Genomic DNA, 25,394 nt, shown 5'->3' with positions numbered 1-25,394 from the left:
ATGTTTAGTAATTGACAAATAGGAAACTAAATAAGCTTGATAGTTATTTTTATCAAACCTTTGGAATATCTAAATATTGAATTAACTTTATTACTATTAAATATGTCTTTATATTTAGATATTGTAATTTCTTCTAAAGGTCATATATTTAGTTATACATAATAATTATTTGATGAAACAAGAAAATAAAAATTATATGGAAAACAATATATCTTATGATTTAAATGAACATAGCCTGATTAGCCCATTAGATTCAGAAAGCCCTTTACTTGAGCCTAAAATAAGATTGGGTGTCCTTGCTTCTGGTAATGGCTCAAATTTTGAGTACATTATTAAATCAATTCAAAATAACCAACTTAATGCAAAAATTTCTATATTAATTGTCAATAATCCTGATTGCTTAGCAATAAAAAAAGCTATCAAATACAAAATACCATATGTGATTATTAACCATAGAGATTGTAAATCAAGATTAGAACATGACATGCTGGTATTAAAAAAACTAGAGGCATTATCCGTAGAACTAGTCGTCATGGCTGGATGGATGAGAATTGTTGGTGAAGAAATAATTAATAGGTTTAAAAACCGACTAATCAATATACATCCATCACTTTTGCCATCTTTTAAAGGCATTGATGCAATACAGCAGGCAATAGACAAGAGGGTAACTATTACTGGATGTACAGTTCACTATGTTCAAAAGGAGGTTGATTCTGGCTCCATAATTATTCAAGCTGCAGTCCCTATTAAAGAAAAAGATAGTAAAGAGACTTTAAAAAAAAGAATTCAACACATGGAACATATAATATTACCTTTAGCGATATCAAAAGTAGCAAAGAAAATAAGAACTAGCTTCAAGGATAAAAAGTAATCTTTGGAAGACCGATGTCTGATTTAAGTCCGTGCATAATATTTAAATTTTGTATAGCCTGTCCTGCTTGACCTTTTAGTAGATTATCTATAACACTCATTAGTACTATTCTTCCATTACGTTTATCAACTTCGACTGAAATCATAACTTTATTAGTATTTTTAACCCATTTAGTAGCTGGATAAGTTCCTACTGGCAAAATATCAATAAATGGTTGATTTTTATAAAAAGCTTCAATTACGATTTTGCAGTCTTCTGCTGTTAATCCAGGATCACGTAAACGAGCATAAACTGTCGATAAAATCCCTCTAACCATTGGCACCAAATGAGGCGTAAATTGCAAATTAACTTCATGACCAGCAATTAGACTAGCGATCCTTTCTATTTCTGCCGTATGCCTATGCCCAATGACTCCATAAGGCTTAATAGATTCAGAGCATTCGGACAACAAAAGTTGCTCACTTGGATTTCTGCCGCCGCCGGATGTACCAGATTTTGCATCAATAATAATCCCTTCACTTTCTATTAATCCTTGTTTTAAGAAGGGAATAAGTACACTTAGAGATGAGGTCGGGTAGCAACCTGGACAAGCAATTAATCTAGACTTTGAGATTTCACTACTAAATTCCTCTGAAAAACCATAAATAGCCTCTTCGCATAATTCATAGTCATATCTTTGATATTTTGCAGCTTCTTTGGAATAGACTTCCTTCCATTTATCTAATGATTTAAATCTATAATCAGCTGATAAATCAAGTACTTTAATACCTTTTTCTAATAATAAAGGGGTTAATTGTGATGATAAGCCGTTAGGCAGACTTAATATTGCATAATCAGAATCATGAGCGATTTCAGCAATATTGCTTTTTGTTATCTCTTTATCCACAAAAAGTTTCATAAAAGGGTTGATTTCGTTCCAGCTTTTACCTACTGACCTCTCACCGTTTAAAGTTGATATTTCAAAGTTTGGATGCTCATTAATCAACTTAACAAGCTGAAGTCCTCCATATCCAGATGCTCCAATAATTGCGATTCTCCCAGCTTTCGATGTACTGATTGCCATAACATCAAGGTTATTTCGTAGAATGAAGAGATATTCATTTGAGAATAAGTAGCAAAGAACCATTTCACCACAAACACGAGGAATAAGTTGAAATCAGAAGATTGTTATAAAATTGAATTTGATGATATAGCGGATGCTCTTGCTGCTATTAGAAACGGTGAATGTGTTGTCGTAGTTGATGATGAAAAGAGAGAAAACGAAGGAGATTTAATTTGTGCTGCTCAATTTGCTACTCCTCAGCAAATAAATTTCATGGCTACTGAAGCTAGAGGTTTGATATGTCTAGCAATGCAAGGTGATCGATTAGACAAGTTAGATCTCCCTTTAATGGTCGACAGAAATACCGATTCAAACCAAACTGCCTTCACTGTAAGCATTGATGCAGGACCTGAATTTGGTGTATCAACTGGTATATCTGCTGAAGATAGAGCTAAAACAATTCAAGTTGCTCTTAACAATCAAACTAAACCAATAGATTTGAGAAGACCGGGTCATATTTTTCCCTTAAGAGCAAAAATAGGTGGGGTATTAAAAAGAGCTGGACATACTGAAGCAGCAGTAGATTTATCGTTGTTAGCTGGACTATCTCCTGCTGGCGTTATCTGTGAAATTCAAAATCAAGATGGTTCAATGGCAAGACTACCGGAATTAAAAACATATGCGAAGGACAGAAATTTAAAGTTAATAAGTATCGCAGATTTAATTCATTACAGACTTGAAAATGAGCGATTTGTATACAGGCAAGCAATTGCAAAGTTGCCTAGTCTATTTGGTGATTTCAAGGCAATTGGTTATAAGAACGAATTGGATGGCTCAGAACATGTCGCGATAATAAAAGGAGATCCAGAAAAATTAAAAGAGCCTGTATTAGTAAGAATGCACTCAGAGTGTCTAACTGGCGATGCATTCGGTTCATTAAGGTGCGACTGTAGACCTCAATTAGAGGCTGCATTATCAAGAATTTCTGAAGAAGGAGAAGGAGTTGTTGTATATCTAAGACAGGAAGGAAGAGGTATAGGTTTAGTTAACAAATTGAAAGCCTATAACCTCCAGGATGGTGGATTAGATACGGTTGAAGCTAATGAGAAATTGGGCTTTCCTGCAGACTTAAGAAATTATGGAGTAGGAGCACAAATTTTGACAGATTTAGGAATAAACAGACTAAAATTGTTAACCAATAATCCAAGAAAAATAGCAGGTCTTGGTGGATATGGACTTCAGGTTGAATCTAGAGTTCCATTAGTAATATGCCCTGGAGATCATAATGCAGCTTATCTAGAGGTGAAAAGAGAAAAACTTGGACACTTAATTGGTAATAATATTCAGACAAATTTAAGCAATGAAAGACAAAACATTGTTGTATATTGGGATGGCAAGGTTAATAATAACGACTTAAAACATTTTGAAAATAAAGCAAATAAATGGTCTGAAAATCATTTTTTAAACATATCTATTCAAAATGCTCCTAGATTAATAGCTCTATGTGAAAACCCATTATTTATTTGGAATGTTAGACATAGGGATATTAAAACTCATTTAGAAGGAAACTTAATAGATAAAAGGTTACTCGAGTCACTTCTAAAAGAACTAAGTAATTGGAAAAATACAGAAAGAATTGGAATAATTAAGACAGATAATTATGAAAGACTTTTACATCCCTCTCAAAATTTATTAATTGAAGAGAGAGAAATAAGTGAACTTTCAAATTTTGAAAATTCACCTTTATTTGATTGGGATATAAAAGACACAACCAGTACTATTGAATGGAGTTAATTAAAAATAAATAATTTTCATTCTAAGTTATAAGACTTACATTGTTAATTTTAGTACCATTAGTAATAGAAAGAAGGATTTTCATATCTTCAGTTTTACCAAATACAGTATGTACTCCATCCAAGTGTGGTTGTGGAGCATGAACTAAAAAGAATTGGCTACCACCCGTATTCTTTCCTGCGTGGGCCATAGAAAGAGACCCAGCAACATGTTTGTTTGAATTAATTTCACAATTAATGGAATATCCAGGGCCTCCAGTGCCGGGCTTCCCTCTTGAACCTTCTCTTGTATTAGGACATCCGCCTTGAGCCATAAAGCCATTAATTACTCTGTGGAAAGAAAGACCATCGTAAAAACCTTCTTTAACAAGCTTCAAAAAGTTTTCTACAGTATTGGGTGCATCATTATCAAACAGGTCAATAGTCAATTGGCCCTTATCTGTGTTCATCAATACTTTAGACATAGATCAAATTAATTTTTTTTATAATAACTGTTTTAAAATTAAATGCAGAAAGTATATTATGAATACACAAAGTAAAATTAACTATATTTTAATCACTCATAAAAGTTATTAGTGCTGTTCTTAGATTTCCCTTTGAATCATTAAGTAATTGCTTAGCCTGAATAACATCCATACCAGATAAAGCAATTAATAAAGATAATTTTACGGATCCATTTGTTTTCTTTAAAAGTTGAACAGCAGTTTCTTCATCAACTGAACTAATATCTAATAAAATGCCAATTGCTCGAGCCATTAATTTATCATTGCTTACAGATAAATCAATCATTCTATTACCATAAACCTTTCCTAATTTAATCATCACAGATGTAGAAATTATATTTAGAGCCATCTTTGTAGCTGTTCCAGCTTTTAATCTTGTGGAACCCGCAAGAATCTCTGGTCCTGTAATCAGCCTAATATCAATATGATTATTTAAATTTGAATCATTTTCAGGAACTGATGAAATAGAGATAGTTAGCGCATTTATACCTTTAGAATAGTTTAATGCAGCTAAAACATATGGCGTTCTTCCGCTAGCTGTTATACCTATTAAGACGTCTCTATTTGAGAAATCTTTTTCTTTAAGATCTGCGATAGCAATCTCAGAAACATCCTCTAGAGATTCAGAACTTCTTGTTAATGATGGTATACCACCAGCAATTATCCCCTGTACCAAATCTGGATTAGTGCAAAAAGTTGGGGGGCATTCGGAAGCATCTAGTACACCTAATCTTCCTGAAGTACCAGTACCGATATAAAATAATCTACCTTTTGATTTAAGTCTTACTGTAATCTCATCAATAGCAGTAACTATCTGAGGAATAGCATTCTCGACAGCCTTTTGAGGTTCTTTATCAGCCTCCGAAAAAATATTTACTATTTCACTAGTCGATTTAATATCTAATTCATTTGATGTTAAATTAATCTGCTCTGTTAGTATCCGATAATTATTATTTATAGAATTTTTATTTGAACTAATCATAAAAGATTTTCTAAACGTTTTTTTATATCTTCAAGTTGATCATTAGAGGAATTGAGTTCGTTTGTATTATCCTGAATATGCCAATTTCCTACTTCTAAATTTGAAAGTGGCGGGGAAATCATAAGGCGTTCTTCATCTGTACTTGGAATAAAGCCTTTTTCGACAAAACGAGCCTCATAACCAGCTTCAACACAAAAGGCTTCTATATCTCTTCTCGTCAACTCTTCAACGGATGGAGTTGGAAAGTCTTGAGCTTCTAAAAGGCCGCAATATCTTTCAGCATCGTCCTTATCTTCGAACATAAGGATTACTGTTGAGCCCTTAAGTTCAAGTGAATGTATACCTTCACTTTCAGTCCCAGCTTCATACAAAAGGACATGAACTAACATAGGAAATAAATAACCAATATGATTATAATTCGATAAAGTGAATAAACAATATTATCCTAATAATTCTCCATAGATATTTCATTTAGACGTTGATATAATGCTATTTCAGAATCACTTAAATTATCTGGTAAGACAATAATTATTTCAACAATTTGATCACCACGATATTCTTCGTATTCCAATCCACGTCCTCTAAGTCTTAACAGCCTTCCTGTTGAGGAATTAGGAGGGACTTGTAATGTTACAGAACCATTTAGAGTAGGAATATCTACAGCGCATCCTAATAAAGCATCATGTGGAAATAATTCAAGTCGATACATAACTCTTAAGCCATCAATTCTTAAGCCTTCGTCTGTTTGTACTTTTAATTGAACAAAATGGTCACGACAACCAATTGCAGCACCTTCTATTCGTAATCTCCAACCATCACCTGCAAATGGCGGGGTCAAAACTTCGACTAGAGTTCCGTCTTGCAATTGGATATCAACTGAAGAACCATAAAGAGCTTGCTCTGGTGAGATTTCTATAATTGATTCTTGATCTTCATAGATTAAAGTTGGTGGCGGAGTTGGTTCGCTGGTTGCAGGAATATATTCATTAAAACTTGTGCCTTCAAAGTTTTCATATTCGTCTTCAGAAGGTTCAGAATATTGATCATCAATATAATCAGTTTCTTTATTTAAATTTGTTCTTATTCCTAATATAAGCTCTAAATATTCCTCATAAGTTGGAAATCTATTATCAAAAATATCTTTGTGTTTTTCATTTTGCTTCTCCCAATCTCTTCTCTTCTTAGGGTCGCTAAGTATGGCATAAGCTTCATTAATTAATTTAAATCTTTCTTCAGCGTTGACATCATTTTTATTTAAATCAGGATGCCACTTTCTTGCCTCTTTCCTAAAGGCGGATTTAAGTTCATTAGAGTCACATTCTGGGGAGACTCCTAATAGGGACCAATAGTTAGGGTCAACGGTAGTAGTCATTATCCCAAGGGTCTATATCCCTTCTTCCATAATTATTATCACCATTTCTGTTTTGCCCTCTTTGTGAATAGTCCCAAGGGTCATCATCCCAGTAATCATCTGAAAATAATTCGTCCTTCAAAGATCCAAAAGTATTTTTTATCCCTTGTATGGGATTAGAGTCGGTTTTTCTTTCTGCTGATAAGCGACGGTTCAAGCCAAATAATGCTTCTTGGAGAGAACCAACTGCATATTCAAGTTCTTGCAAATCATTATCTTGAAGCAAATCTTCAACATCTCTCATCGCAACTTCTACAGATCTTTGTTGTCTTTCAGCGCCATAAGGACCTAACTCCAGAGAAGCATCTCTTAGTCGCCTCTCAGCTTGCGCAACAAGTGTTAAAGCATTATTTTTCTGATCGATAGAAGCACGTTTTTTTCTATCTTCAGATGCTTTTATTTTGGACTCCTCGATCAATTTATTAACTTCATTTTGATTCAAGTTTGAACCACCAGTAACACTTACAGACTGCTTCCTACCAGTAGTTCTATCAGTTGCACTTACTTCTAATAAGCCATTCGCATCAATATCAAAAGCGACCTGAACTTGAGGAACACCTCTTGGGGCAGGAGGAATACCCGACAATCTAAATTTACCCAATGATTTATTGTCTGAAGCCATTTGCCTCTCGCCTTGCCAAATATGAATTTCCACTGATGATTGGTTGGACTCCGATGTACTAAAAACATCAGATTGCCTTACTGGAATAGAGGTGTTTCGAGGGATAAGAACTTTCATCAACCCTCCAACAGTTTCAAGACCCAGAGAAAGAGGGGTGACATCATTTAATAAAAGGTCTCTTAACTCTCCTGAAAGTATTCCGCCTTGAATTGCGGCACCAATAGCAACCACCTCATCAGGGTTGACAGATTGACAAGGTGGATTTGGTACTAACGTCTTAACTAATTGCTTTACCATTGGCATTCGAGTACTGCCTCCTACAAGAACCACTTCATCAATTTCCTCAGGATTCCAACCTGAATCATCAATAACAGAATTGACAGGATCAAATAATCTATCTAAAAGATCACTGCAAAGACTCTCGTATATTTTTCTACTAAGAGTTCTCTCTATATGTAATGGACCATCCTTTCCTGTAGCAATAAAAGGAAGAGATATTGGCGTGGTTTGAACACCAGAAAGTTCTTGTTTAGCTTTCTCAGCGGCTTCAGTAAGTCTTTGTAAAGATTGCCTATCTCTTCTCAGATCAATTTTGTTTTTTCCTAGAAAATCATCGGCGAGCCAATCAACAATTCTTTGATCAAAATCATTACCACCCAATTGTGTGTCACCTGAAGTTGCCTTTACATCAAAAACACCATTGGAAATTGACATTAAAGAGACATCAAATGTGCCACCACCTAAATCAAAGACCAATACTTTTCTAGAAGAACTTTTATCAAATCCATAAGCAAGAGCAGCTGAAGTTGGTTCATTCAGTATCCTTTCAACGGATATACCTGCCAAAATCGCAGCATCGCGAGTTGCTTGTCTTTGTGAATCGTTAAAATAAGCGGGAACAGTTATGACAGCAGAATCAACATTTTCGCCTAAATAAGTTTCTGCGTCATCGATTAACTTCCTAATAATATTTCCAATCAATTCTTCAGGGGCATATTCTCTTTTAGTTAAGGGGGAGGTTATACGAACATTTCCCTGATCATTTGAGCGAACGCTATAAGGAACAGAGAGGCTTGTCTCTTCAAGCTCATCCCATGCTCTACCTACAAATCTTTTTAAATTTGAAAAAGTATTTTTTGGATTAAGAACTAATTGTCTTCTAGCTAGTTGACCCACCAACAATTCAGATTCCTTAGTAAAGCCAACAACTGATGGAGTAGTCCTTGAACCTTCAGCACTAGAAATAACAACAGGCCTACCAGCCTCCAACACCGCTACAACGGAATTAGTCGTTCCCAAGTCAATGCCAACTATTCTCCCCATGGCAATACTTATTTAAGCCCCACAGTAACTAGCATTTAAGGGTATTCAATACTTATTATGTACCCTTCAACACTTAAAGCCAATCATTAACCGCCTCTTAGTGAAAAATTTGAAATTAGATATAGATTCATAATGTAAATTGCTTTTGCTCATGGACAAAGCAAGTACTTCAAAATTTTCGCTGAGAACAAGACCAACTTCAGAGAAGTTGGTAGATGTTGGTTTTAAAAATATTGTTGTTGCCATGGCTTCAATGGTAGCCATAGTTCTTTTTTCCATATTTGCAGTCGTTTACTATGAATCTACTGAATCAATTTCAAGATATGGACTGAGGTTTCTTTTTAGCTCTGCATGGAATCCAGTTACAGATGAGTACGGTGCATTCACAGCTATTTATGGAACCCTTTTTACATCGATTGCTTCATTAATAATTGCCATTCCATTGGGCGTCGGCACTGCAATATTTATAACTGAAAATATAATTCCCGAATATATAAGAAATGTAATTGGAATAATGGTTGAGCTTTTAGCCGCTATTCCATCAGTAGTGTTAGGTCTTTGGGCTGTATTTATTATGGAACCTTTTATTAGACCATTTTTGAACATAATCTACGAACTATTTGGATTTATACCATTTTTTGGCACCCAACCTTTGGGTGCTGGAATGATGCCAGCAATATTAATACTTGTAGTAATGATATTACCTATAATTACATCGATTTCAAAAGATTCTCTAAATCAAGTTCCATCAAAACTTAGGCAAGCTGCCTATGGAATTGGAGCGTCAAGATGGACTACTATTTTTAAAGTTATTATTCCAGCCGCAATTTCTGGGATAACAGGAGGAGTTTTACTTGCCCTAGGAAGAGCCATGGGTGAAACAATGGCAGTTACAATGATAATTGGCAATTCAAATAACTTTAGTTGGTCAATATTTGCTCCTTCATATACAATTTCATCCATGCTTGCCAATCAATTTGGAGAAGCAGATGGAAGCCAAGTATCTTCTCTAATGTATGCAGCTTTAATCCTAATGATATTAACCTTATTGGTTAATGTGTTTGCCCAGTGGATTGTAAAAAAATTAAGCTTAAAATATCAATAAATGAATAACACTTCCAAAAATTCACTAACTTATAATCCCTCTCTAACTAGAAATATTGGGAATAAAGCCTTAACTATAGCTTCTGCTATTTTTGCCATCATATCTGTACTTCCTTTAATATTAGTAATAAGCTATGTATTAATTAAAGGTGGAAGTTATATAAACTTAGATACCTTAATACTTGAACCCGAGCCACCCGGAGATGATCTTCTCTCAGCAGGAGGAATAGGGCCAGCAATTACTGGGACTTTTATAATGTCAGTTATTGCTTCAATAATATCAATACCTGTTGGAGTAGGCGGTGGAATATACCTTGCCGAATATTCAAAATCAGGAAAGTTTGCTAAATTTATAAGGTTTGGATCAAATGTACTTGCTGGGGTCCCTTCTATAATTGCCGGTGTATTTATATACGCAATTATTGTCTCTACCAAAATACTATTTGGATCAATGTTCAGCGGTATTGCAGGCGGAATATCACTTTCAATTTTAATGGTTCCAACAATAATTAAAACTACTGATGAAGCACTTAAATTAGTTCCAAATGACATGAGAAGAGCTGCATTTGGAGTTGGTGCATCAAAATTCACAATGATAACAAATATCACATTACCAGCTGCATTTAGTTCAATTTCTACAGGTGTATTATTAGCACTCGCCAGGGCAGCAGGAGAAACAGCTCCATTAATATTTACAGCTCTTTTCTCCCGTTACTACATCACAAGTTTTGATGATATTTTCTATGAAATGGGTTCATTGTCAGTGTTAATTTATAATTTCGCTCTTGAACCATATGAAGCTCAAAATCAACTAGCATGGGCAGCATCATTCATATTAGTTGTTATACTTTTAAGTCTTAATATCCTTTCAAGATGGATAGGCACACTTGGTACTTTTTCTAAAAATAAAGTATAGTTATGATCAAAACTAATATTAAAATAAGCTAATGAATAAAAAAAATTTAAAATCTAAATCTTCAGTCTCACTAGATAATGTATCAATTACATATGGCAATTCAGTTGCAGTTAAAAATGTGTTTTGTGATATTGAAAAGAATCAAGTTACATCTTTTATTGGTCCATCAGGATGTGGTAAATCAACCGTCATTAGAGCAATCAACCGAATGAACGATTTAATAGAAGGTTGCAAATTATCAGGCAGTGTTATTTTTGAAGGGATAGATATATATGCAGAGGATATAGATCCAGTTGAAGTTAGAAGGAGAATTGGAATGGTTTTTCAACAACCCAATCCTTTTCCTAAAAGTATTTACGAAAATATTGCCTTTGGTGCAAGAGTTAATGGATATAAAGGTAATATGGATCAATTAGTAGAAGAATCTCTTACAAAGGCAGCTGTTTGGGATGAGTGCAAGGATAAATTAAACGAAAGCGGTTATTCATTATCTGGTGGTCAACAACAAAGATTATGCATAGCAAGGACAATTGCTATTGAACCTGACGTGATCTTAATGGATGAGCCATGCTCAGCACTTGATCCATTATCTACATTAAAAATTGAAGAGACAATTCATGAATTAAAGAAGAATTTTACAATCATTATTGTTACGCACAATATGCAACAAGCCAATAGAGTCAGTGATTACACTGCCTTTTTCAACACAGAGAAAAAAGATAAGGATTTAGGTGGGAAAATTGGATTTTTAGTTGAGTTTGATAAAACAAAAAACATGTTCAATTCACCAAAGCAAAAATCAACTCAAGACTATATATCTGGGAAATTTGGATAACTAGAAACCTTTTGATTTAAAAGAAACCTTAACTGACGGAGAGAGAGGGATTCGAACCCTCGATAGGGTTGCCCCTATACAGCATTTCCAGTGCTGCGCCTTCAACCACTCGGCCACCTCTCCTTAAATCCAGCAATGAATGTTTATTCAACTGCTGGATTTAAATATATACCACAAGAGAGCTGTTGTTAAGATTTTAAATGTCTGATTAATTTCTTTAATATTATCATCATAATCAAGTGCCTAATAATCAATAAAATATATACGAGAATAAATTGATTTAAAGATAAATATAATCTTCCATTAATAGACGATTATTATAATTAAAAAAATAGTTATGACTATAGCTTCATGCAAAACAGCAGCTTTGAATGCTGGTCTAACTAAAGATGAAATTAATATATTATTAAATATCGCCAAACTTGCTGCAGAGAGAGGTGGAACATCCCTAATGAATAATTATGGAAGGATTAAAACAATAAAGTGTAAGGGAACTGGAGGAGATCTTGTTACTAATGCAGATATAGAATGCGAAAAGATAATAATAGATTATTTAGAAAAAGAGACTCCTAACATTTCTATCCTTGCTGAAGAAAGCGGACATAAGTTAAAAGATGGAGAATTAAAATGGTGTATAGACCCTCTTGATGGAACAACAAACTATGCTCATGGATATCCATTTTTTGCAACTTCAATAGGTTTGATTTGGAATAGCAATCCAATTTTGGGAGCAATATCAGTACCTTCTTTAAATGAAGTTTATTATGCCTCTCCAGATCATGGGTCATTTTGTAATGGCGTAAAAATAAATGTCACAGACACAAGTTCCCTATCTGATTCACTCTTGGTTACTGGTTTCGCATATGACAGAAGAGAAGTATTGGATAATAATTATTCAGAATTTTGTTGGCTAACACATCGCACGCATGGCGTCAGAAGAGGAGGAGCAGCTGCCGTAGATCTAGCATTTGTAGCCTCAGGAAAAGTGGATGGTTTTTGGGAACGAGGACTTGCAAAATGGGATATGGCAGCAGGAGTACCACTAGTTGAAATGGCAGGTGGAATAGTTTCCAATTATCCTTCCGGAGATTTTGATCTGAATACCGGCAGAATTCTTGCTTGTAATCCAAAGATACAAAATGAGCTAACAAAAGAACTTAAGAAAATTAGACCATTAAATCCCAACTCTTATGGTGGAAAATAGTCCTAGTTTATGTGATCCTTAAGGAATAAAAAGATTCAAATAATGACATTGCAACCTGCCTCGGGTGCGCGCGACTTAAATCCTCAGCAAGTAAGAAAGAACCATCTCATTGCATCAAAACTTTCATCTTTATATCAACTATGGGGATATGAGCGAATATCACCGCCTCATATTGAACGTCTAGACACTCTTATGGCAGCTGGGGGGATTTCGAACAACGAAATACTAAAAATCGTTTCTGATGAACCTCTTGGATTAAGACCTGAAATAACAGCATCAATTGTTCGTGCTGCTTCAACTAGATTTGATGAATATGAAAGGCCACTTCGATTCTGGTCGACAGGCACTTCATTTAAATGCAATCAAAGTATTGATGGTGGAATTGATATCGAGGAGTCATTTCAGAGCGGAGTAGAATTGATAGGAACTAAAGCTATTAATGCAGAGATAGAACTTCTATCTCTGCTGATCGAATCATTAGAAGTAATTGAAATTGATCAGAAATATAAAATGACATTACTTATTGGGAATACATATCTATTGGAACTTATTTTAAGCTCATTTGATTCAACTAGAAAAGACCAAATAAAAAATATTCTCTGCGATCTTGATTACATTGAATTGAGTACACTTGATGTAAAAGATGAAATAAGAATGTTTATAAAAAATATAATGAATATGAGGGGTACACCAGAAAAAGTATTAACTAATCTAAAGAATATTTATGGATCGAATTCTTACATTGATAACCTAAGGGAATTATTTACAATTATTGAACCATTTGCTAAAGAGAAAGGGATAGAAGTTCAACTAGACCCTACATTAGGAACCAAATATAAATTATATAGTGGATTAACATTTTCTCTTGTTTCATCATCATCAAGCGCTCCTATTATCCTTGCTAAAGGAGGAAGATATGATGATTTAGTAAAAAAGTTTAGTTCAAGCAATCAAAATTGCTTCGGAATTGGTTTTAGTATTGGCATTGATAAAATCAGGGAATTAGTCACCTCAAATGAGGAAGTGAAAGGTAATAATGAAAAAGTATTAATCGCATACAAGCAAAGTGCAAGTTTATATAAAGCATTAAAACAACAAAAGGAATGGCACAACAAGGGAATTATTTCTGTGATTTCACATGAACCTCTAAAGACAAATGATGCAACAAATCAACTTTTAAAATCCAATAGATGCACAAAGATTGAATGGATAGATTGATATCAATCACGTCTATCTTTTTAATAATTGTCAGGAATCGAAAACTATTGGGCTTAAATCAATAACACTTATGCTTTTAATACCAAAATAGAAATTTGTATCGCTATGATGTTTGAAATTTAGTTAAGTCATGCCTGTTAAAGAAGAAGGAACTATTCTAATTCACACAGAAAATATATTTCCAATAATTAAAAAAGCGGTCTACTCTGATCATGAAATATTCATTAGAGAGCTTATAAGTAACTCCGTAGATGCAATTAAGAAAAGGAAAATGGCAGCCTTTGCAGGAGATTGTGTAGCTGCTGAAGATGAAAAAATAAAAATCTCAATTGACAGAGAACATAAGACATTAACAATTAGTGATAATGGAATAGGAATGACTAGTGATGAAATCAAGAAATATATTAATCAAGTAGCTTTCTCAAGTGCAGAAGAATTCCTTGAAAAATATAAACAACCTGATGATGGATTTATAGGTCATTTTGGACTCGGTTTTTATTCAAGTTTTATGGTTGCGGAAGAAGTTGAAATAATAACTAAATCAGCAAAGAATGATTCACAAGCTATTAAATGGAAATGTAATGGCTCACCTCAATATACACTTGATGAATCAGATAAAGAAGAAATAGGTACAGATATAATTTTACATTTAATGGAAGAAGAAATTGAATACATTGAACCAAGCAGGATTAAAACATTAATAAAAAAATATTGTGATTTTATGCCTATTGAAATCTCGCTTGAAGAAGAAATTATCAATAAAATGAATCCACCATGGAGAGAAAGCAAACAAAATCTAAAGGACGAAGATTATATTGAACTGTATAAATATCTCTATCCTTTTCAAGGAGATCCTCTTTTATGGGTTCATTTAAACACTGACTATCCATATAATTTGCAAGGGATTTTATATTTCCCAAAGATAAGTGGAAGAGCCGATTGGGAAAGTGGTGAAATCAAGCTATTCTGTAATCAGGTATTTGTTAGTGACTCAATTAAAGAAATTGTTCCTAGATACTTATTACCTTTGAGAGGTGTAATAGATTCACCCGACATCCCCTTAAATGTAAGCAGAAGCGCATTACAATCAGACAGAAGAGTTAAATCTATCGGTAACTTTATTGCAAAGAAGTTAGCCGATAAGCTGAAAACATTAAAGAAAGATGAAACCCAATTTTACGCTGATATTTGGGACTCCATTTCGCCCTTTATAAAAATAGGTGCTATGGAAGATGAGAAATTTGCCGAACAAGTAAAAGAGATAATTTTATATTCAACATCTAAAAGTAGTTCAGCAGAAAATGAAAACAAAAATGAACTAATAAAATCTGGATCAAAGACTTTTACCACCCTTGATGCTTATAAGAGTAGGCTAACTGATGAGAACAAAAAGGTTTTATATTCAACGGATGAAGTTTCTCAATCAACAGCACTCAATATGTGGACATCGCAAGGCAAAGAAGTATTAAAACTTGATACGGTTATTGATACCCAATTTATTCCTTGGTTAGAAGAAAAAAATAAAGAAATAATTTTTGTAAGAGTTGACTCAGAACTTGATGAAAGTATTAAAGATGATTCACCTGAAATTGCAGATAAAGATGGAAATACAAAGTCAGAAACACTTAAAAAGATGATTAGTTCAGCCCTAAACAATGAAAAAGTGACCGTACAAGTACAAAGCCTTAAAGGAGAGAATTCTCCACCTTCATTAATATTATTACCTGAACAAATGAGAAGAATTAATGATATAACAGCATTAATGGAACAGAAACTTCCTGGTCTACCTGAATTTCATAATTTAATCGTAAATTCAAATCATCCACTTATTCAAGGATTACTAAAGCTAAATTCCAACCCAATAGTTATTGAAGGATCAAGCAGATCAGAGGAAGGTCAATTAGCAAGTGACATTGCTATTCATGTTTATGAGATGGCAAAATTGTCAATTGGAGGTCTTGAAAATAAAGATATCGCAGCTTTTCAAACTAGGAATGCTGAGTTATTAGGGAAATTAATGCAAAAATTCGTTTAATCTCAACCTCATTTGATAGAATACAAATAAGATAAATATTGAAAAATGTCTAGAGTTTGCCAACTTACAGGCACAAGAGCTAATAACGGAATGTCAGTCAGCCATTCCCATATTAGAACCAAAAAATTGCAGCAAGCAAATTTGCAGCAGCGTAGATTATGGTGGGAAGAAGAAAACAAATGGATCAATATAAGAGTAACAACAAGAGCACTAAAAACTATTCAGAAGAAGGGATTAGGTAAGTATGCCAAATCATTAGGAGTAGATTTAAACAAACTTTAAATTTGATTTTTTAATCAAATGAAAAGAAGTAAATTTATAAAATCAATTGTTTTATTTTTTAGTATTTTATTTATTAAACCTTCAAGATTATTTGCAAGTATAAATTCGGTTAAGCTGGGTCAAAAAGCACCTGACTTTCTATTAAATGGTTTTAACAAAAACAATCCGAATAAAAAGGAGTGGTCTCTAGATGATTTTTCAGATGAATGGCTAATTTTATATTTTTATCCTAAGGATTTCTCAAGTGGTTGTACATTACAAGCCAAAGGATTTCAAGATAATATTTCTATGTTTAAAAAACTTAGTGCCTCTGTAATTGGAATATCTGCTGACAACGAAGAAGAACATGAATCCTTTTGTACATCTGCAAAACTTGGTTACACTCTACTTTCAGATACAACAGGAGAAACAAGTAAATCATATGATTCATGGTTGGAACCCTATTCAAAAAGAAATACATTTATGATCAATCCAAAGGGTATAGTTGTATATAAATGGATAGGAGTAAGACCCATAGGACATGCTCAAGAAGTTTTAGAAGAACTTTTTAAACAAAAAGAAATATATGCATGAACTTTCCTTAGGAACATGGTTTATACACATTGCAACTCTATTTGAGTGGGGAGTTGCAATAATAATAATTGACTATGTTTCATCAATATCCAATAACAAGGCATTGGGCTATTTTGCTTTAGCAATGTTGCCAAATCTAGCTAGTGCTATGGCAGCAATCACTTGGCATATATTTGACAACAGTATTGAATTAAAAGGATTAGTTGTCCTACAGGCAGCTCTTACAACTGTAGGAAATATATGTCTTGCATTTGCTGCTTGGAACCTGTTTAGATCTGAGTCATCACAAGCAAACTAATGAATATTTCAATTCTAAGTCTTGAGTCAATTGCACGAATTGATCCTAGTCCATTCTTCATCCTTTCACTAATTCCTTATCTATTATTCCTGCGTTACGCTGGTAAAACAAAAGCGATACCAAAAATATCATTATTAGGTTTTAAGTTAACTCTCTTATTTGTATTCATGACGATAGTTTTTGCAATAATCGCACAAATTTATTTTGGTGATGAATTAACAAATGTAGATGTACTGCACGGGCTAGCAGAATCATTTTTGACGATAAGCGACGCATTTGTTGTTTACGGTTTTGTTTTGATGCTGCAGTCAATCAAAACCAAAACGGAAGTAAAAAACTCTTAAGAGGTGAGTAACATTTGACGCAAAAGCATTCTTTATGGTCGATAATGAAATTATTCAATAGGTATAAAAGATGTTCACAACATTACTAGCTGCTGCTGATCCAGTGACATTTCAGTGGTCTCCAAAATGTGCAGTTGTGATGATCATTTGCAACATACTTGCTTATGCCATAGCTAGATCAAATATCGAAAAGCCAAACGAAGGTTTTCCTATGCCTAATGCTCAGTTTTATGGCGGATTAAGTCATGGTTCCTTTGTTGCGGCAAACTGCTTGGGTCATGTTTTGGGAATAGGTTCAATTTTGGGTCTAGCGGCTAGAGGAGTTTTATAAGGTTAAATCCTAAAACTTACTAAATTAAATATTATAAATTTAAAGGATTATTAAACAATAATCCTTTTTTGTTGTTAGACAATTAACTAAAATCAAATTTATTTCTAATTTGATCAACCATCATTTCTGGAGTCAAGCCAAGGGATTCTTTACTTTGCTGTGGAGTCGCATGATCTACTAATTTATCTGGTATGCCTATTCTTAAAGTAGGGACAAAAATATCATTATCATTAAAAGACTCAACGACTGCTGATCCAAAACCGCCCAATAATGTACCTTCTTCCATTGTTACGACTTTACCAATTCTTTTTGCAAACTTATGAATAGTTTCCTCATCTAATGGTCTTATAAAACGAGCGTTAATAACAGTACTATTCACTCCAAATTCTTTAAGAATTGCAGATGTTTTAATTGCTGGACAAACCATAGAGCCATAACCAATTACTAATAAATCATCTCCCTCTTCTATTATCTCAGCCTTACCAATTTCTAGAGACTCCCATCCTTCCTCCATTAACGCTGCTCCCTCTCCAGAGCCTCTAGGAATTCTTAGAGCAGACGGACCATTATGATTAATGCATGTAACTAACATTTGCTGCAATTCAGACTCATCTTTTGGAGCCATAACAGTAAAATTAGGAACACATCTTAAATAACTAATGTCATATTGGCCCTGATGAGTTGGACCATCAGCACCAACAATTCCAGCTCTATCTAATACAAAAGTTACTGGCAAATTCTGTATTCCAATATCGTGAATTAACTGATCATATGCCCGTTGTAAGAAAGTACTGTAAATAGCTACAACCGGTTTGATACCTTCGCAAGCCATTCCACCAGCAAGAGTTACAGCATGTTGTTCAGCTATACCAACATCAACATATTGATCAGGAATAGCTTTCTGTAAAAGATTTAAAGCAGTGCCTTCAGCCATTGCAGCAGTAATACCAACAATCTTGCTATTTTGCTCGCAAAGTTTTACTAATGTTTGACCAAAAACCTTACTAAAACTTGGAGGTTTAGGAGTTTTGGAAGGAATAGATTTTCCAGTCGTCAAATCAAAAGAAGACTGAGCGTGGTAACCAACCTGGTCAGCCTCAGCATATGGATAACCTTTTCCCTTTGTTGTAGCGACATGAACCATAACGGGTCCACCAACTTTATGTGCAGCATTAAATGTCCTAGTCAATTCAGCAATATCATGCCCGTCGACAGGACCCATGTAAGTAAAGCCTAATTCCTCAAAAACTGCACCAACACTAGGAACTGCTAAACGCCTAACGCTGCCGGAAAGAGATTTGAATTCCTCTTGGATAGCATCTCCCATGAAAGGAAGATTTTTGACACTTTCTTGAACACTATCCGATATAAATTGAACAGGAGGGCTATGACGCATTCGATTTAAATAAGTCGACAATGCTCCAACAGGAGGAGAAATCGACATGTCATTATCATTTAGAACAACCAAAAGCGGAGTTTTTGGAAGATGACCAGCATGATTAATAGCCTCTAAAGCCATTCCACCCGTTAGAGCACCATCTCCAATTACTGCAACACATTTATAGTCTTCTCCTTTTCGGTCTCTTGCAAGCGCCATACCAAGAGCAGCAGATATTGATGTGCTCGCATGACCAGCTCCAAAATGATCAAATTTACTTTCTGATCTTTTTAGGTAACCAGCTACGCCTTTTTGCTGTCTAAGTGAATCAAATCTGTCATATCTTCCCGTTAGCAACTTATGTGGATATGCTTGATGTCCAACATCCCATATAACTTTGTCAACATCTAGATCTAAAGTCTGATAGAGAGCAATTGTTAACTCAACAACACCAAGACCTGGACCTAAATGCCCACCACTAGTAGAAACTACTTGAAGATGCCTTTCTCTAATTTGGCAAGCAACATCTTCCAATTCACTAATGGCTAAGCCATGAAGCTCATTCGGATGACTTAACTGGCTCAGACGCATATAACTCTGAGATTGAATCCCTCCAATCTACGAGGTCTACCGTACATTTTGATAAAACTTGCACAAGAACAAATGGAATGTAGAAAATTCATAAACCAAAAATCTCTGAGAAACTAGATATGGAGGACTATCTACAGAAAATACTAAGAGCTCGTGTTTATGACGTTGCTGAAGAAACCCCACTAGAAAGGGCAAAAAACCTAAGCAAAAAGTTCAAAAATGATATCTGGCTTAAGAGAGAAGACCTTCAACCTGTCTTTTCTTTTAAGTTAAGAGGTGCCTTTAACCGAATGTCTCAGCTAACAAAGGAAGAGCTTAGAAAAGGAGTAATTGCATCAAGCGCTGGGAACCATGCACAGGGAGTTGCTTTAAGTGCATCATTTCTTAAATGCAGAGCAGTGATTGTGATGCCTTTGACAACCCCCATAATGAAAATCAGGGCTGTTGAATCACACAAAGCAGAAGTTATTCTTTACGGTGAAACATACGATGAATGCTACGAAAAAGCACGAGAAATATCTAAAAAAGAAAATCTAACTTTCATACATCCATTTGATGATCCTGAAGTCATAGCTGGACAAGGAACAATAGGTCTGGAAATACTGAGACAGAGTCATACGCCACCTGATGCTATTTACATCGCTGTAGGAGGAGGAGGACTTATTGCTGGGGTAAGTGCATATATAAAAGCAATATGGCCAGATACAAAGATTATTGGCGTTGAACCTGAAGATGCCTGTGCAATGACTCTCTCAATAAAAGCCAACAAGCCAGTTAATCTTGAGAGTGTTGGCCTTTTTGCAGACGGTGTTGCGGTAAGAAAGGTAGGAGAAAAGACGTTCTCAATCTGTAAAAAGAATGTTGATGAAATGGTTACAGTAAATACTGATGAAATCTGTGCAGCTATAAAAGATGTTTTCGAAGATACACGATCAATTCTTGAACCAGCAGGTGCATTATCTATTGCTGGATTAAAGAAACATGTTTTGAATAATCAATTAAAAAATAACAACCTAGTAGCAATAGCTTGTGGCGCAAATATGAATTTTGAACGACTGAGATTTGTAGCAGAAAGAGCCGAATTAGGAGAAGAAAAAGAAGCAATGATTGCAGTTGGAATTCCAGAAAAAGCAGGGAGTTTAAAACTTTTATGTGAAACACTTGGATCACGAAGCTTAACTGAATTTAGTTACAGAATGTCAGAAGGTAAAACAGCTCAAATATTTATGGGTGTAGAAGTTTCTAATATTGATGATAGGGAATTATTAATCACTGAGATCAAAAGGAAGGGGTTTGATTGTCATGATTTAAGTAATGATGAGTTGTCTAAAGTTCATCTCAGGCATATGGTTGGGGGTAGGCTACCAAGATCAATAAATCAAATATCTAAAGGAGAATACAGAGAATTACTTTATAGATTTGAATTCCCAGAAAGGCCTGGAGCCTTAATGAGATTTGTTAACTCAATGAGACCAGAGTGGACAATAAGCATTTTCCATTATCGAAACCATGGCGCTGATACTGGAAGAATAGTAATAGGGGTGCTAGTAAACGTTTCTGCTATTCCAGCATGGAATGAATTTGTCAAAAAAATCGGTTACAAAAGTTGGGAAGAGACTGATAATCCAGCATATAAATTATTTTTAGGTGCAGAGTTCAGTTAGACGCGGTAATTTGAATATCAAGAAAAAAATTTTTGAATTACCCAGTTATGAGTGAGAGCATACAAATTTCATTACCAGCAAAGATTGAGGCAATCCTTTATCTCAAAGGAAGGCCAACATCATCAAAAGAGATGGCTGAATTACTACAAAAAGATATTGGTGAAATAGAAAAAGCACTCTGGGAACTTAAGGCTGGATATGCTCAGCGTGACACTTCTCTAGAAATAAACGAAAACAAAAGTTTTTACAGCTTAGAGTTAAGGCAAGGACTTGGTGAATTGGTTCAGGATCTCCTTCCAGCAGATTTATCGATTGCGACACTAAGAACATTAGCGACTGTTGCACTTAAGAAAAAAATACTCCAATCAGAATTGGTTGATCTCAGAGGATCTGGTGCATACGATCACATTAAGGAGCTTGTAGATAAAAACTTCGTTGAAAGAAGGCGGCAAAAGGATGGACGTTCATTCTGGTTAACTCTCTCAGAAAAATTTCATCAAACATTTTCTGTATTACCTGAACCAGATCAAGCAGAAGACAAAAAGGCAGCGTAAGATAGTACAAAAAATCAAAGGCTAATGGGTTACGAAATTATTCCAACGATTCTGCTTGTACTTTTAAAAACGCTTGGAATTTATTCAACAATATTGATCATTAGGGTTCTGCTTACCTGGTTCCCAAATCTTGATATGACCAATCCCATTCTTGTGAATTTATGTGCTATCACTGATCCTTACTTAAATTTTTTCAGAGGGATTATACCTCCATTAGGAGGCCTTGATTTATCTCCTATTTTAGCATTTGTAGTAATCAGAGTTGTTCAAGGAATCCTTGGAAATGCAGCCGCATTAGCAATGGGAGGATTTCAAATATATGGATAATTAATTATCAACGATTATCGCCACTGCCATCGATTTTTCCTCGAGATTTGCGGCTTTTTAGTTTTTCCAAGTTTGAGTTAGCGACCTCCTCCAATTCGTAACCCAACTCGCAAGAAAGTTGTGCTACGTACCAAAGGACATCACCTAGTTCAAATTTAATTGCATCCTTACTATCTTTATCAAAAACTCCCTTTTTATCTCTTAAAATCTTTTTTACTTTATCAGCGACCTCCCCTGCTTCACCGACTAGACCTAGTGTTGGATAAATAGCATTACTTCCTACTTCAGGATAAAGAGCTGTCTTTCGAGATTCTCTTTGATAATCATTTAATTCCATGGTTATTCTCTTGAAAAAGCAAAGTTTGCAAATAAAACACAATTAGATGTTAGTTTTTTGTAATCCCAAGTCACATAAATGACAATACTCGACCTAGCTAGAAGGACAAAAATCGTGGCTACAATAGGGCCCGCAACTGAGAGCACTAGTCAAATAACTAAATTGGTAGAAGCTGGTGCAACAACCTTCCGTCTAAACTTTAGTCATGGAGACCATGACGAACATGCTCAAAGAATAAAAACAATTAGACAAGTTTCAAATGATTTAGGCATTCACATAGGAATCCTTCAAGATCTTCAGGGACCGAAAATTAGACTTGGCAGATTTAAGAATGGTCCTGTAAATGTTAAAAATGGCGATAAATTTATTCTTACTTCAAAAAATATTGAATGTAATAAGTACCAAGCAAATGTCACTTATGACAAATTAGCTGAAGAAGTAGATGTTGGAAATCGAATTCTGTTGGACGACGGAAGGGTAGAGATGAAAGTTGAAGAAGTAGATCTAAAAGAAAAAAGATTAATTTGTTCAATTACTGTAGGAGGTGTTCTTTCTAACAACAAAGGAGTAAATTTTCCTGATGTTCAATTGTCGATAAGGGCATTAACTGACAAAGATAAAGAAGATTTATCTTTTGGGTTGAAACAAGGTGTTGATTGGGTAGCACTTAGTTTTGTAAGAAACCCATCAGATCTAATAGAAATAAAAGATCTAATTAGAAATCATGGGTTTGACACTCCAGTAGTTGCCAAAATCGAGAAATTTGAAGCAATAGATCAAATCGACGCTGTTTTAAAACTTTGTGATGGAGTCATGGTGGCTAGGGGTGATCTTGGTGTAGAGATGCCAGCAGAGGAAGTTCCATTATTACAAAAGCAACTAATTAAAAAAGCCAATAGCCTTGGCATACCAATCATTACAGCTACACAAATGCTTGATTCAATGGCCTCAAGCCCAAGGCCCACTAGAGCTGAAGTTAGTGATGTTGCAAATGCAATACTTGATGGTACTGATGCTGTAATGCTTTCCAATGAGACTGCCGTAGGCGATTATCCAATTGAGGCAGTAGCAACAATGGCCACTATTGCGAAAAGAATAGAAAGAGATTATCCACAAAAAGCATTAGAAAGTCATCTTCCAAGCACTATTCCAAATGCAATCAGCGCGGCCGTTAGCAGTATTGCTAGACAAATAAACGCAGCCGCTATAATTCCTCTAACAAAAAGTGGTGCTACTGCGAAAAATGTAAGTAAATTTAGACCTGCAACTCCAGTTTTGGCAGTAACAAACGAAAAGAGTGTTGCAAGCACACTTCAGCTTGTATGGGGAGTCACACCACTTTTGATAGAAAATCAAACAAGCACATCAAAAACATTTGATGATGCGATGGCTATGGCAAAAAAGATGAAAATTCTAAAGCAAGGAGATCTTGTAGTCGAAACAGCAGGAACATTGTCAGGCGTAAGTGGTTCAACCGATTTGGTAAAGGTTGGAATAGTCAGTTCCGAAGAAGAAAATGAAACCCCATTTATCTAAAAAAATATGAAAAGGAAACTCCCGCTTGCTGAAACCTCGGGAATGGCAATAAAAAATCTTAAATCTAATAAATTTAGAAGCTTATTAACAATGCTAGGAATAGTGATAGGTAATGCATCTGTCATAACACTTGTAGGGGTTGGAAGAGGAGCACAAAATCTTGCTGAAAACCAATTAAGCAATCTAGGTGCAAATGTTTTATTTGTTGTTCCTGGGAATAATGACACAAGAAGAAGAGGAGTGGCTTTTCCAAAAAACCTCGTTCTTGAAGATGCAAAAGCGATCGTAGAACAAGTCCCTACTGTTAAAAGAGTAGCCCCACAAATCTCTTCAAATGAAGTCATTCAAATTGGTTCTAAAAGCACAAGTAGTTCTATTTCAGGAGTTACAAGTGATTTTTTAATTGTAAGAAGTTTTGAAATTGCGAAAGGCCGTTTTATCAATGATCAAGATTCTAAAGGAGCAAAGAATGTTGTGGTTATTGGGCCCGATCTTGAAGAGAAACTATTTAACGACAGAAAAGGCTTGGGCGAGAGGATAAGAATTAAAGATCAGTCTTTTGAAGTTGTAGGTGTCATGAAGCCTAAAGGTGCTGTATTTGGAAATAATCAAGATGAAAACGCATATATTCCTCTTTCTACAATGGTTAGTAGAATTACTGGTAAAGATCCAACATATGGGGTAAGTCTAAGTTTTATAAGTGTGGAAGCAATAAATGAAAAATCAACAAAAGCTGCAAAATTTCAAATAACAAACTTATTAAGACAAAGACATAAAATTATCCGAGATGATGACTTTGCTGTTAGATCTCAGAAAGATGCTTTGCAGATAGTATCAACGATCACTGGCGGTTTAACATTAATGCTAGCTGCAATAGGAGGTATATCATTATTAGTTGGTGGAATAGGTATTATGAATATTATGTTGGTATCTGTTAGCGAAAGAACTGAAGAAATAGGACTTAGAAAAGCATTAGGAGCAAGAAGACTTGATATATCAACTCAATTCCTAATTGAATCTTTAATTCTATCTAGTCTGGGCGGTTTAGCAGGAACCGGATTAGGACTATCAACTGTAAAAATTGTAGCATTAGTAACACCTTTACCTGCAACTATTGGTTTTGGAACTGTCTTTCTAACAGTTATAATATCTAGTACAATAGGTTTAACTTTTGGTGTTCTGCCAGCAAAAAGAGCAGCCAAACTAGATCCAATTACTGCCCTCAGAAGTTTATAAATGGTATTTTTTAACCAAAAGTATTTGATATTTTCTTGTACTTTAGAAATATTATTTTTGAGTATTTCTGGGAAAGTGATTAAT

General features: G+C 34.7%; 25 protein-coding genes, 1 tRNA gene and 1 pseudogene. 18 read left to right on the top strand and 9 right to left on the bottom strand.

Annotation, left to right across the window (positions count from 1 at the left end; genetic code table 11):
- The first annotated feature begins 172 nt into the window (after positions 1-172).
- Complete coding sequence (purN, locus tag SIB53_RS08630) at positions 173-871, top strand: phosphoribosylglycinamide formyltransferase (protein ID WP_413677820.1); 699 nt, start codon at positions 173-175, stop codon at positions 869-871.
- Here purN and argC read toward each other — a convergent pair.
- The gene (argC, locus tag SIB53_RS08625; RefSeq protein ID WP_413677819.1) at positions 855-1,934 is read right to left on the bottom strand and encodes an N-acetyl-gamma-glutamyl-phosphate reductase; all 1,080 of its coding nucleotides are present in this window, start codon (positions 1,932-1,934) and stop codon (positions 855-857) included. The genes purN and argC overlap by 17 nt on opposite strands.
- Positions 1,935-2,021: 87 nt before the next feature.
- On the opposite strand from argC, the gene ribBA reads away from it, so the two are divergent.
- Complete coding sequence (gene ribBA, locus SIB53_RS08620; protein ID WP_413677818.1) at positions 2,022-3,707, top strand: bifunctional 3,4-dihydroxy-2-butanone-4-phosphate synthase/GTP cyclohydrolase II; 1,686 nt, start codon at positions 2,022-2,024, stop codon at positions 3,705-3,707.
- 22 nt (positions 3,708-3,729) lie between these two features.
- Here ribBA and SIB53_RS08615 read toward each other — a convergent pair whose 3' ends face one another.
- From SIB53_RS08615 to dnaK, 5 genes are all read right to left on the bottom strand, one after another.
- Complete coding sequence (locus SIB53_RS08615; RefSeq protein ID WP_413677817.1) at positions 3,730-4,170, bottom strand: peptidylprolyl isomerase; 441 nt, start codon at positions 4,168-4,170, stop codon at positions 3,730-3,732.
- An 88-nt stretch (positions 4,171-4,258) separates the two neighbouring features.
- Positions 4,259-5,191: an N-acetylmuramic acid 6-phosphate etherase gene (gene murQ, locus SIB53_RS08610; protein ID WP_413677816.1), complete on the bottom strand. Its 933-nt coding sequence runs from the start codon at positions 5,189-5,191 to the stop codon at positions 4,259-4,261.
- Positions 5,188-5,580: a DUF3110 domain-containing protein gene (locus SIB53_RS08605; RefSeq protein ID WP_413677815.1), complete on the bottom strand. Its 393-nt coding sequence runs from the start codon at positions 5,578-5,580 to the stop codon at positions 5,188-5,190. The genes murQ and SIB53_RS08605 overlap by 4 nt, the downstream gene beginning before the upstream one ends.
- Before the next feature lie 56 nt (positions 5,581-5,636).
- Positions 5,637-6,563 carry a DnaJ domain-containing protein gene (locus SIB53_RS08600; protein ID WP_413677814.1) on the bottom strand — a complete coding sequence of 309 codons (927 nt, stop codon included), beginning with the start codon at positions 6,561-6,563 and terminating at the stop codon, positions 5,637-5,639.
- Positions 6,547-8,547 (bottom strand): molecular chaperone DnaK, encoded by a 2,001-nt coding sequence (gene dnaK, locus SIB53_RS08595; RefSeq protein ID WP_413677813.1) that lies wholly within the window; start codon positions 8,545-8,547, stop codon positions 6,547-6,549. The genes SIB53_RS08600 and dnaK overlap by 17 nt, the downstream gene beginning before the upstream one ends.
- A 151-nt stretch (positions 8,548-8,698) precedes the next feature.
- On the opposite strand from dnaK, the gene pstC reads away from it, so the two are divergent.
- From pstC to pstB, 3 genes are read left to right on the top strand one after another with little or no spacing between them, the layout of a single operon-like run.
- A complete protein-coding gene (gene pstC, locus SIB53_RS08590; protein WP_413677812.1) occupies positions 8,699-9,652 on the top strand; it encodes a phosphate ABC transporter permease subunit PstC in 954 nt (317 codons plus the stop codon).
- Positions 9,653-10,567 carry a phosphate ABC transporter permease PstA gene (pstA, locus tag SIB53_RS08585; RefSeq protein WP_413677811.1) on the top strand — a complete coding sequence of 305 codons (915 nt, stop codon included), beginning with the start codon at positions 9,653-9,655 and terminating at the stop codon, positions 10,565-10,567.
- Between the two features lie 31 nt (positions 10,568-10,598).
- Positions 10,599-11,402, top strand: a complete 804-nt coding sequence (gene pstB, locus SIB53_RS08580) for a phosphate ABC transporter ATP-binding protein PstB (RefSeq protein ID WP_413677810.1) — start codon at positions 10,599-10,601, stop codon at positions 11,400-11,402.
- Between the two features lie 36 nt (positions 11,403-11,438).
- Here pstB and SIB53_RS08575 read toward each other — a convergent pair.
- Positions 11,439-11,525: transfer RNA gene (locus SIB53_RS08575), tRNA-Ser, on the bottom strand.
- A 214-nt stretch (positions 11,526-11,739) separates the two neighbouring features.
- Here SIB53_RS08575 and SIB53_RS08570 point away from each other — a divergent pair.
- From SIB53_RS08570 to psaK, 8 genes are all read left to right on the top strand, one after another.
- On the top strand, positions 11,740-12,606 hold the full coding sequence (locus tag SIB53_RS08570; protein WP_413677809.1) for an inositol monophosphatase family protein: 867 nt from the start codon (positions 11,740-11,742) through the stop codon (positions 12,604-12,606).
- Between the two features lie 42 nt (positions 12,607-12,648).
- Positions 12,649-13,824, top strand: coding sequence for an ATP phosphoribosyltransferase regulatory subunit (locus SIB53_RS08565; RefSeq protein ID WP_413677808.1), 1,176 nt, complete (start codon positions 12,649-12,651; stop codon positions 13,822-13,824).
- 130 nt (positions 13,825-13,954) lie between these two features.
- Positions 13,955-15,859, top strand: coding sequence for a molecular chaperone HtpG (gene htpG / locus SIB53_RS08560; protein WP_413677807.1), 1,905 nt, complete (start codon positions 13,955-13,957; stop codon positions 15,857-15,859).
- A gap of 45 nt (positions 15,860-15,904) precedes the next feature.
- Entirely contained in the window at positions 15,905-16,141 is a 237-nt protein-coding gene (gene rpmB, locus SIB53_RS08555; protein WP_011293839.1) for a 50S ribosomal protein L28, read from the top strand.
- Positions 16,142-16,159: 18 nt separating this feature from the next.
- On the top strand, positions 16,160-16,714 hold the full coding sequence (locus SIB53_RS08550; protein WP_413677806.1) for a peroxiredoxin: 555 nt from the start codon (positions 16,160-16,162) through the stop codon (positions 16,712-16,714).
- Complete coding sequence (locus tag SIB53_RS08545) at positions 16,707-17,012, top strand: DUF2499 domain-containing protein (protein ID WP_413677805.1); 306 nt, start codon at positions 16,707-16,709, stop codon at positions 17,010-17,012. Before SIB53_RS08550 ends, SIB53_RS08545 begins: the two co-directional genes overlap by 8 nt.
- Positions 17,012-17,356, top strand: a complete 345-nt coding sequence (locus SIB53_RS08540) for a DUF3593 domain-containing protein (protein WP_413677804.1) — start codon at positions 17,012-17,014, stop codon at positions 17,354-17,356. Before SIB53_RS08545 ends, SIB53_RS08540 begins: the two co-directional genes overlap by 1 nt.
- A 70-nt stretch (positions 17,357-17,426) precedes the next feature.
- Positions 17,427-17,687, top strand: coding sequence for a photosystem I reaction center subunit PsaK (gene psaK, locus SIB53_RS08535; RefSeq protein WP_413677803.1), 261 nt, complete (start codon positions 17,427-17,429; stop codon positions 17,685-17,687).
- An 82-nt stretch (positions 17,688-17,769) separates the two neighbouring features.
- Here psaK and dxs read toward each other — a convergent pair whose 3' ends face one another.
- Entirely contained in the window at positions 17,770-19,656 is a 1,887-nt protein-coding gene (gene dxs / locus SIB53_RS08530) for a 1-deoxy-D-xylulose-5-phosphate synthase (protein WP_413677802.1), read from the bottom strand.
- A 119-nt stretch (positions 19,657-19,775) separates the two neighbouring features.
- On the opposite strand from dxs, the gene ilvA reads away from it, so the two are divergent.
- The 3 genes from ilvA to SIB53_RS08515 are packed head-to-tail and all read left to right on the top strand — an operon-like array spanning position 19,776 to position 22,201.
- Positions 19,776-21,320: a threonine ammonia-lyase, biosynthetic gene (ilvA, locus tag SIB53_RS08525; protein WP_413677801.1), complete on the top strand. Its 1,545-nt coding sequence runs from the start codon at positions 19,776-19,778 to the stop codon at positions 21,318-21,320.
- Between the two features lie 47 nt (positions 21,321-21,367).
- The gene (scpB, locus tag SIB53_RS08520) at positions 21,368-21,874 is read left to right on the top strand and encodes an SMC-Scp complex subunit ScpB (RefSeq protein ID WP_413679147.1); all 507 of its coding nucleotides are present in this window, start codon (positions 21,368-21,370) and stop codon (positions 21,872-21,874) included.
- Between the two features lie 24 nt (positions 21,875-21,898).
- Positions 21,899-22,201: a YggT family protein gene (locus tag SIB53_RS08515; protein ID WP_413677800.1), complete on the top strand. Its 303-nt coding sequence runs from the start codon at positions 21,899-21,901 to the stop codon at positions 22,199-22,201.
- Positions 22,202-22,208: 7 nt separating this feature from the next.
- Here SIB53_RS08515 and SIB53_RS08510 read toward each other — a convergent pair whose 3' ends face one another.
- Complete coding sequence (locus tag SIB53_RS08510; RefSeq protein WP_413677799.1) at positions 22,209-22,538, bottom strand: nucleoside triphosphate pyrophosphohydrolase family protein; 330 nt, start codon at positions 22,536-22,538, stop codon at positions 22,209-22,211.
- 78 nt (positions 22,539-22,616) lie between these two features.
- Here SIB53_RS08510 and pyk point away from each other — a divergent pair.
- Positions 22,617-24,041: pseudogene (gene pyk / locus SIB53_RS08505) on the top strand (pyruvate kinase); the annotation flags it as partial.
- Between the two features lie 39 nt (positions 24,042-24,080).
- Positions 24,081-25,310: an ABC transporter permease gene (locus SIB53_RS08500; RefSeq protein WP_413677798.1), complete on the top strand. Its 1,230-nt coding sequence runs from the start codon at positions 24,081-24,083 to the stop codon at positions 25,308-25,310.
- The last annotated feature ends 84 nt before the right edge of the window (positions 25,311-25,394 follow it).

The organism is Prochlorococcus sp. MIT 0916 (genome assembly GCF_047305155.1).
Lineage (GTDB): Bacteria > Cyanobacteriota > Cyanobacteriia > PCC-6307 > Cyanobiaceae > Prochlorococcus_B.
This window is presented reverse-complemented; position numbering and strand designations above follow the sequence as displayed.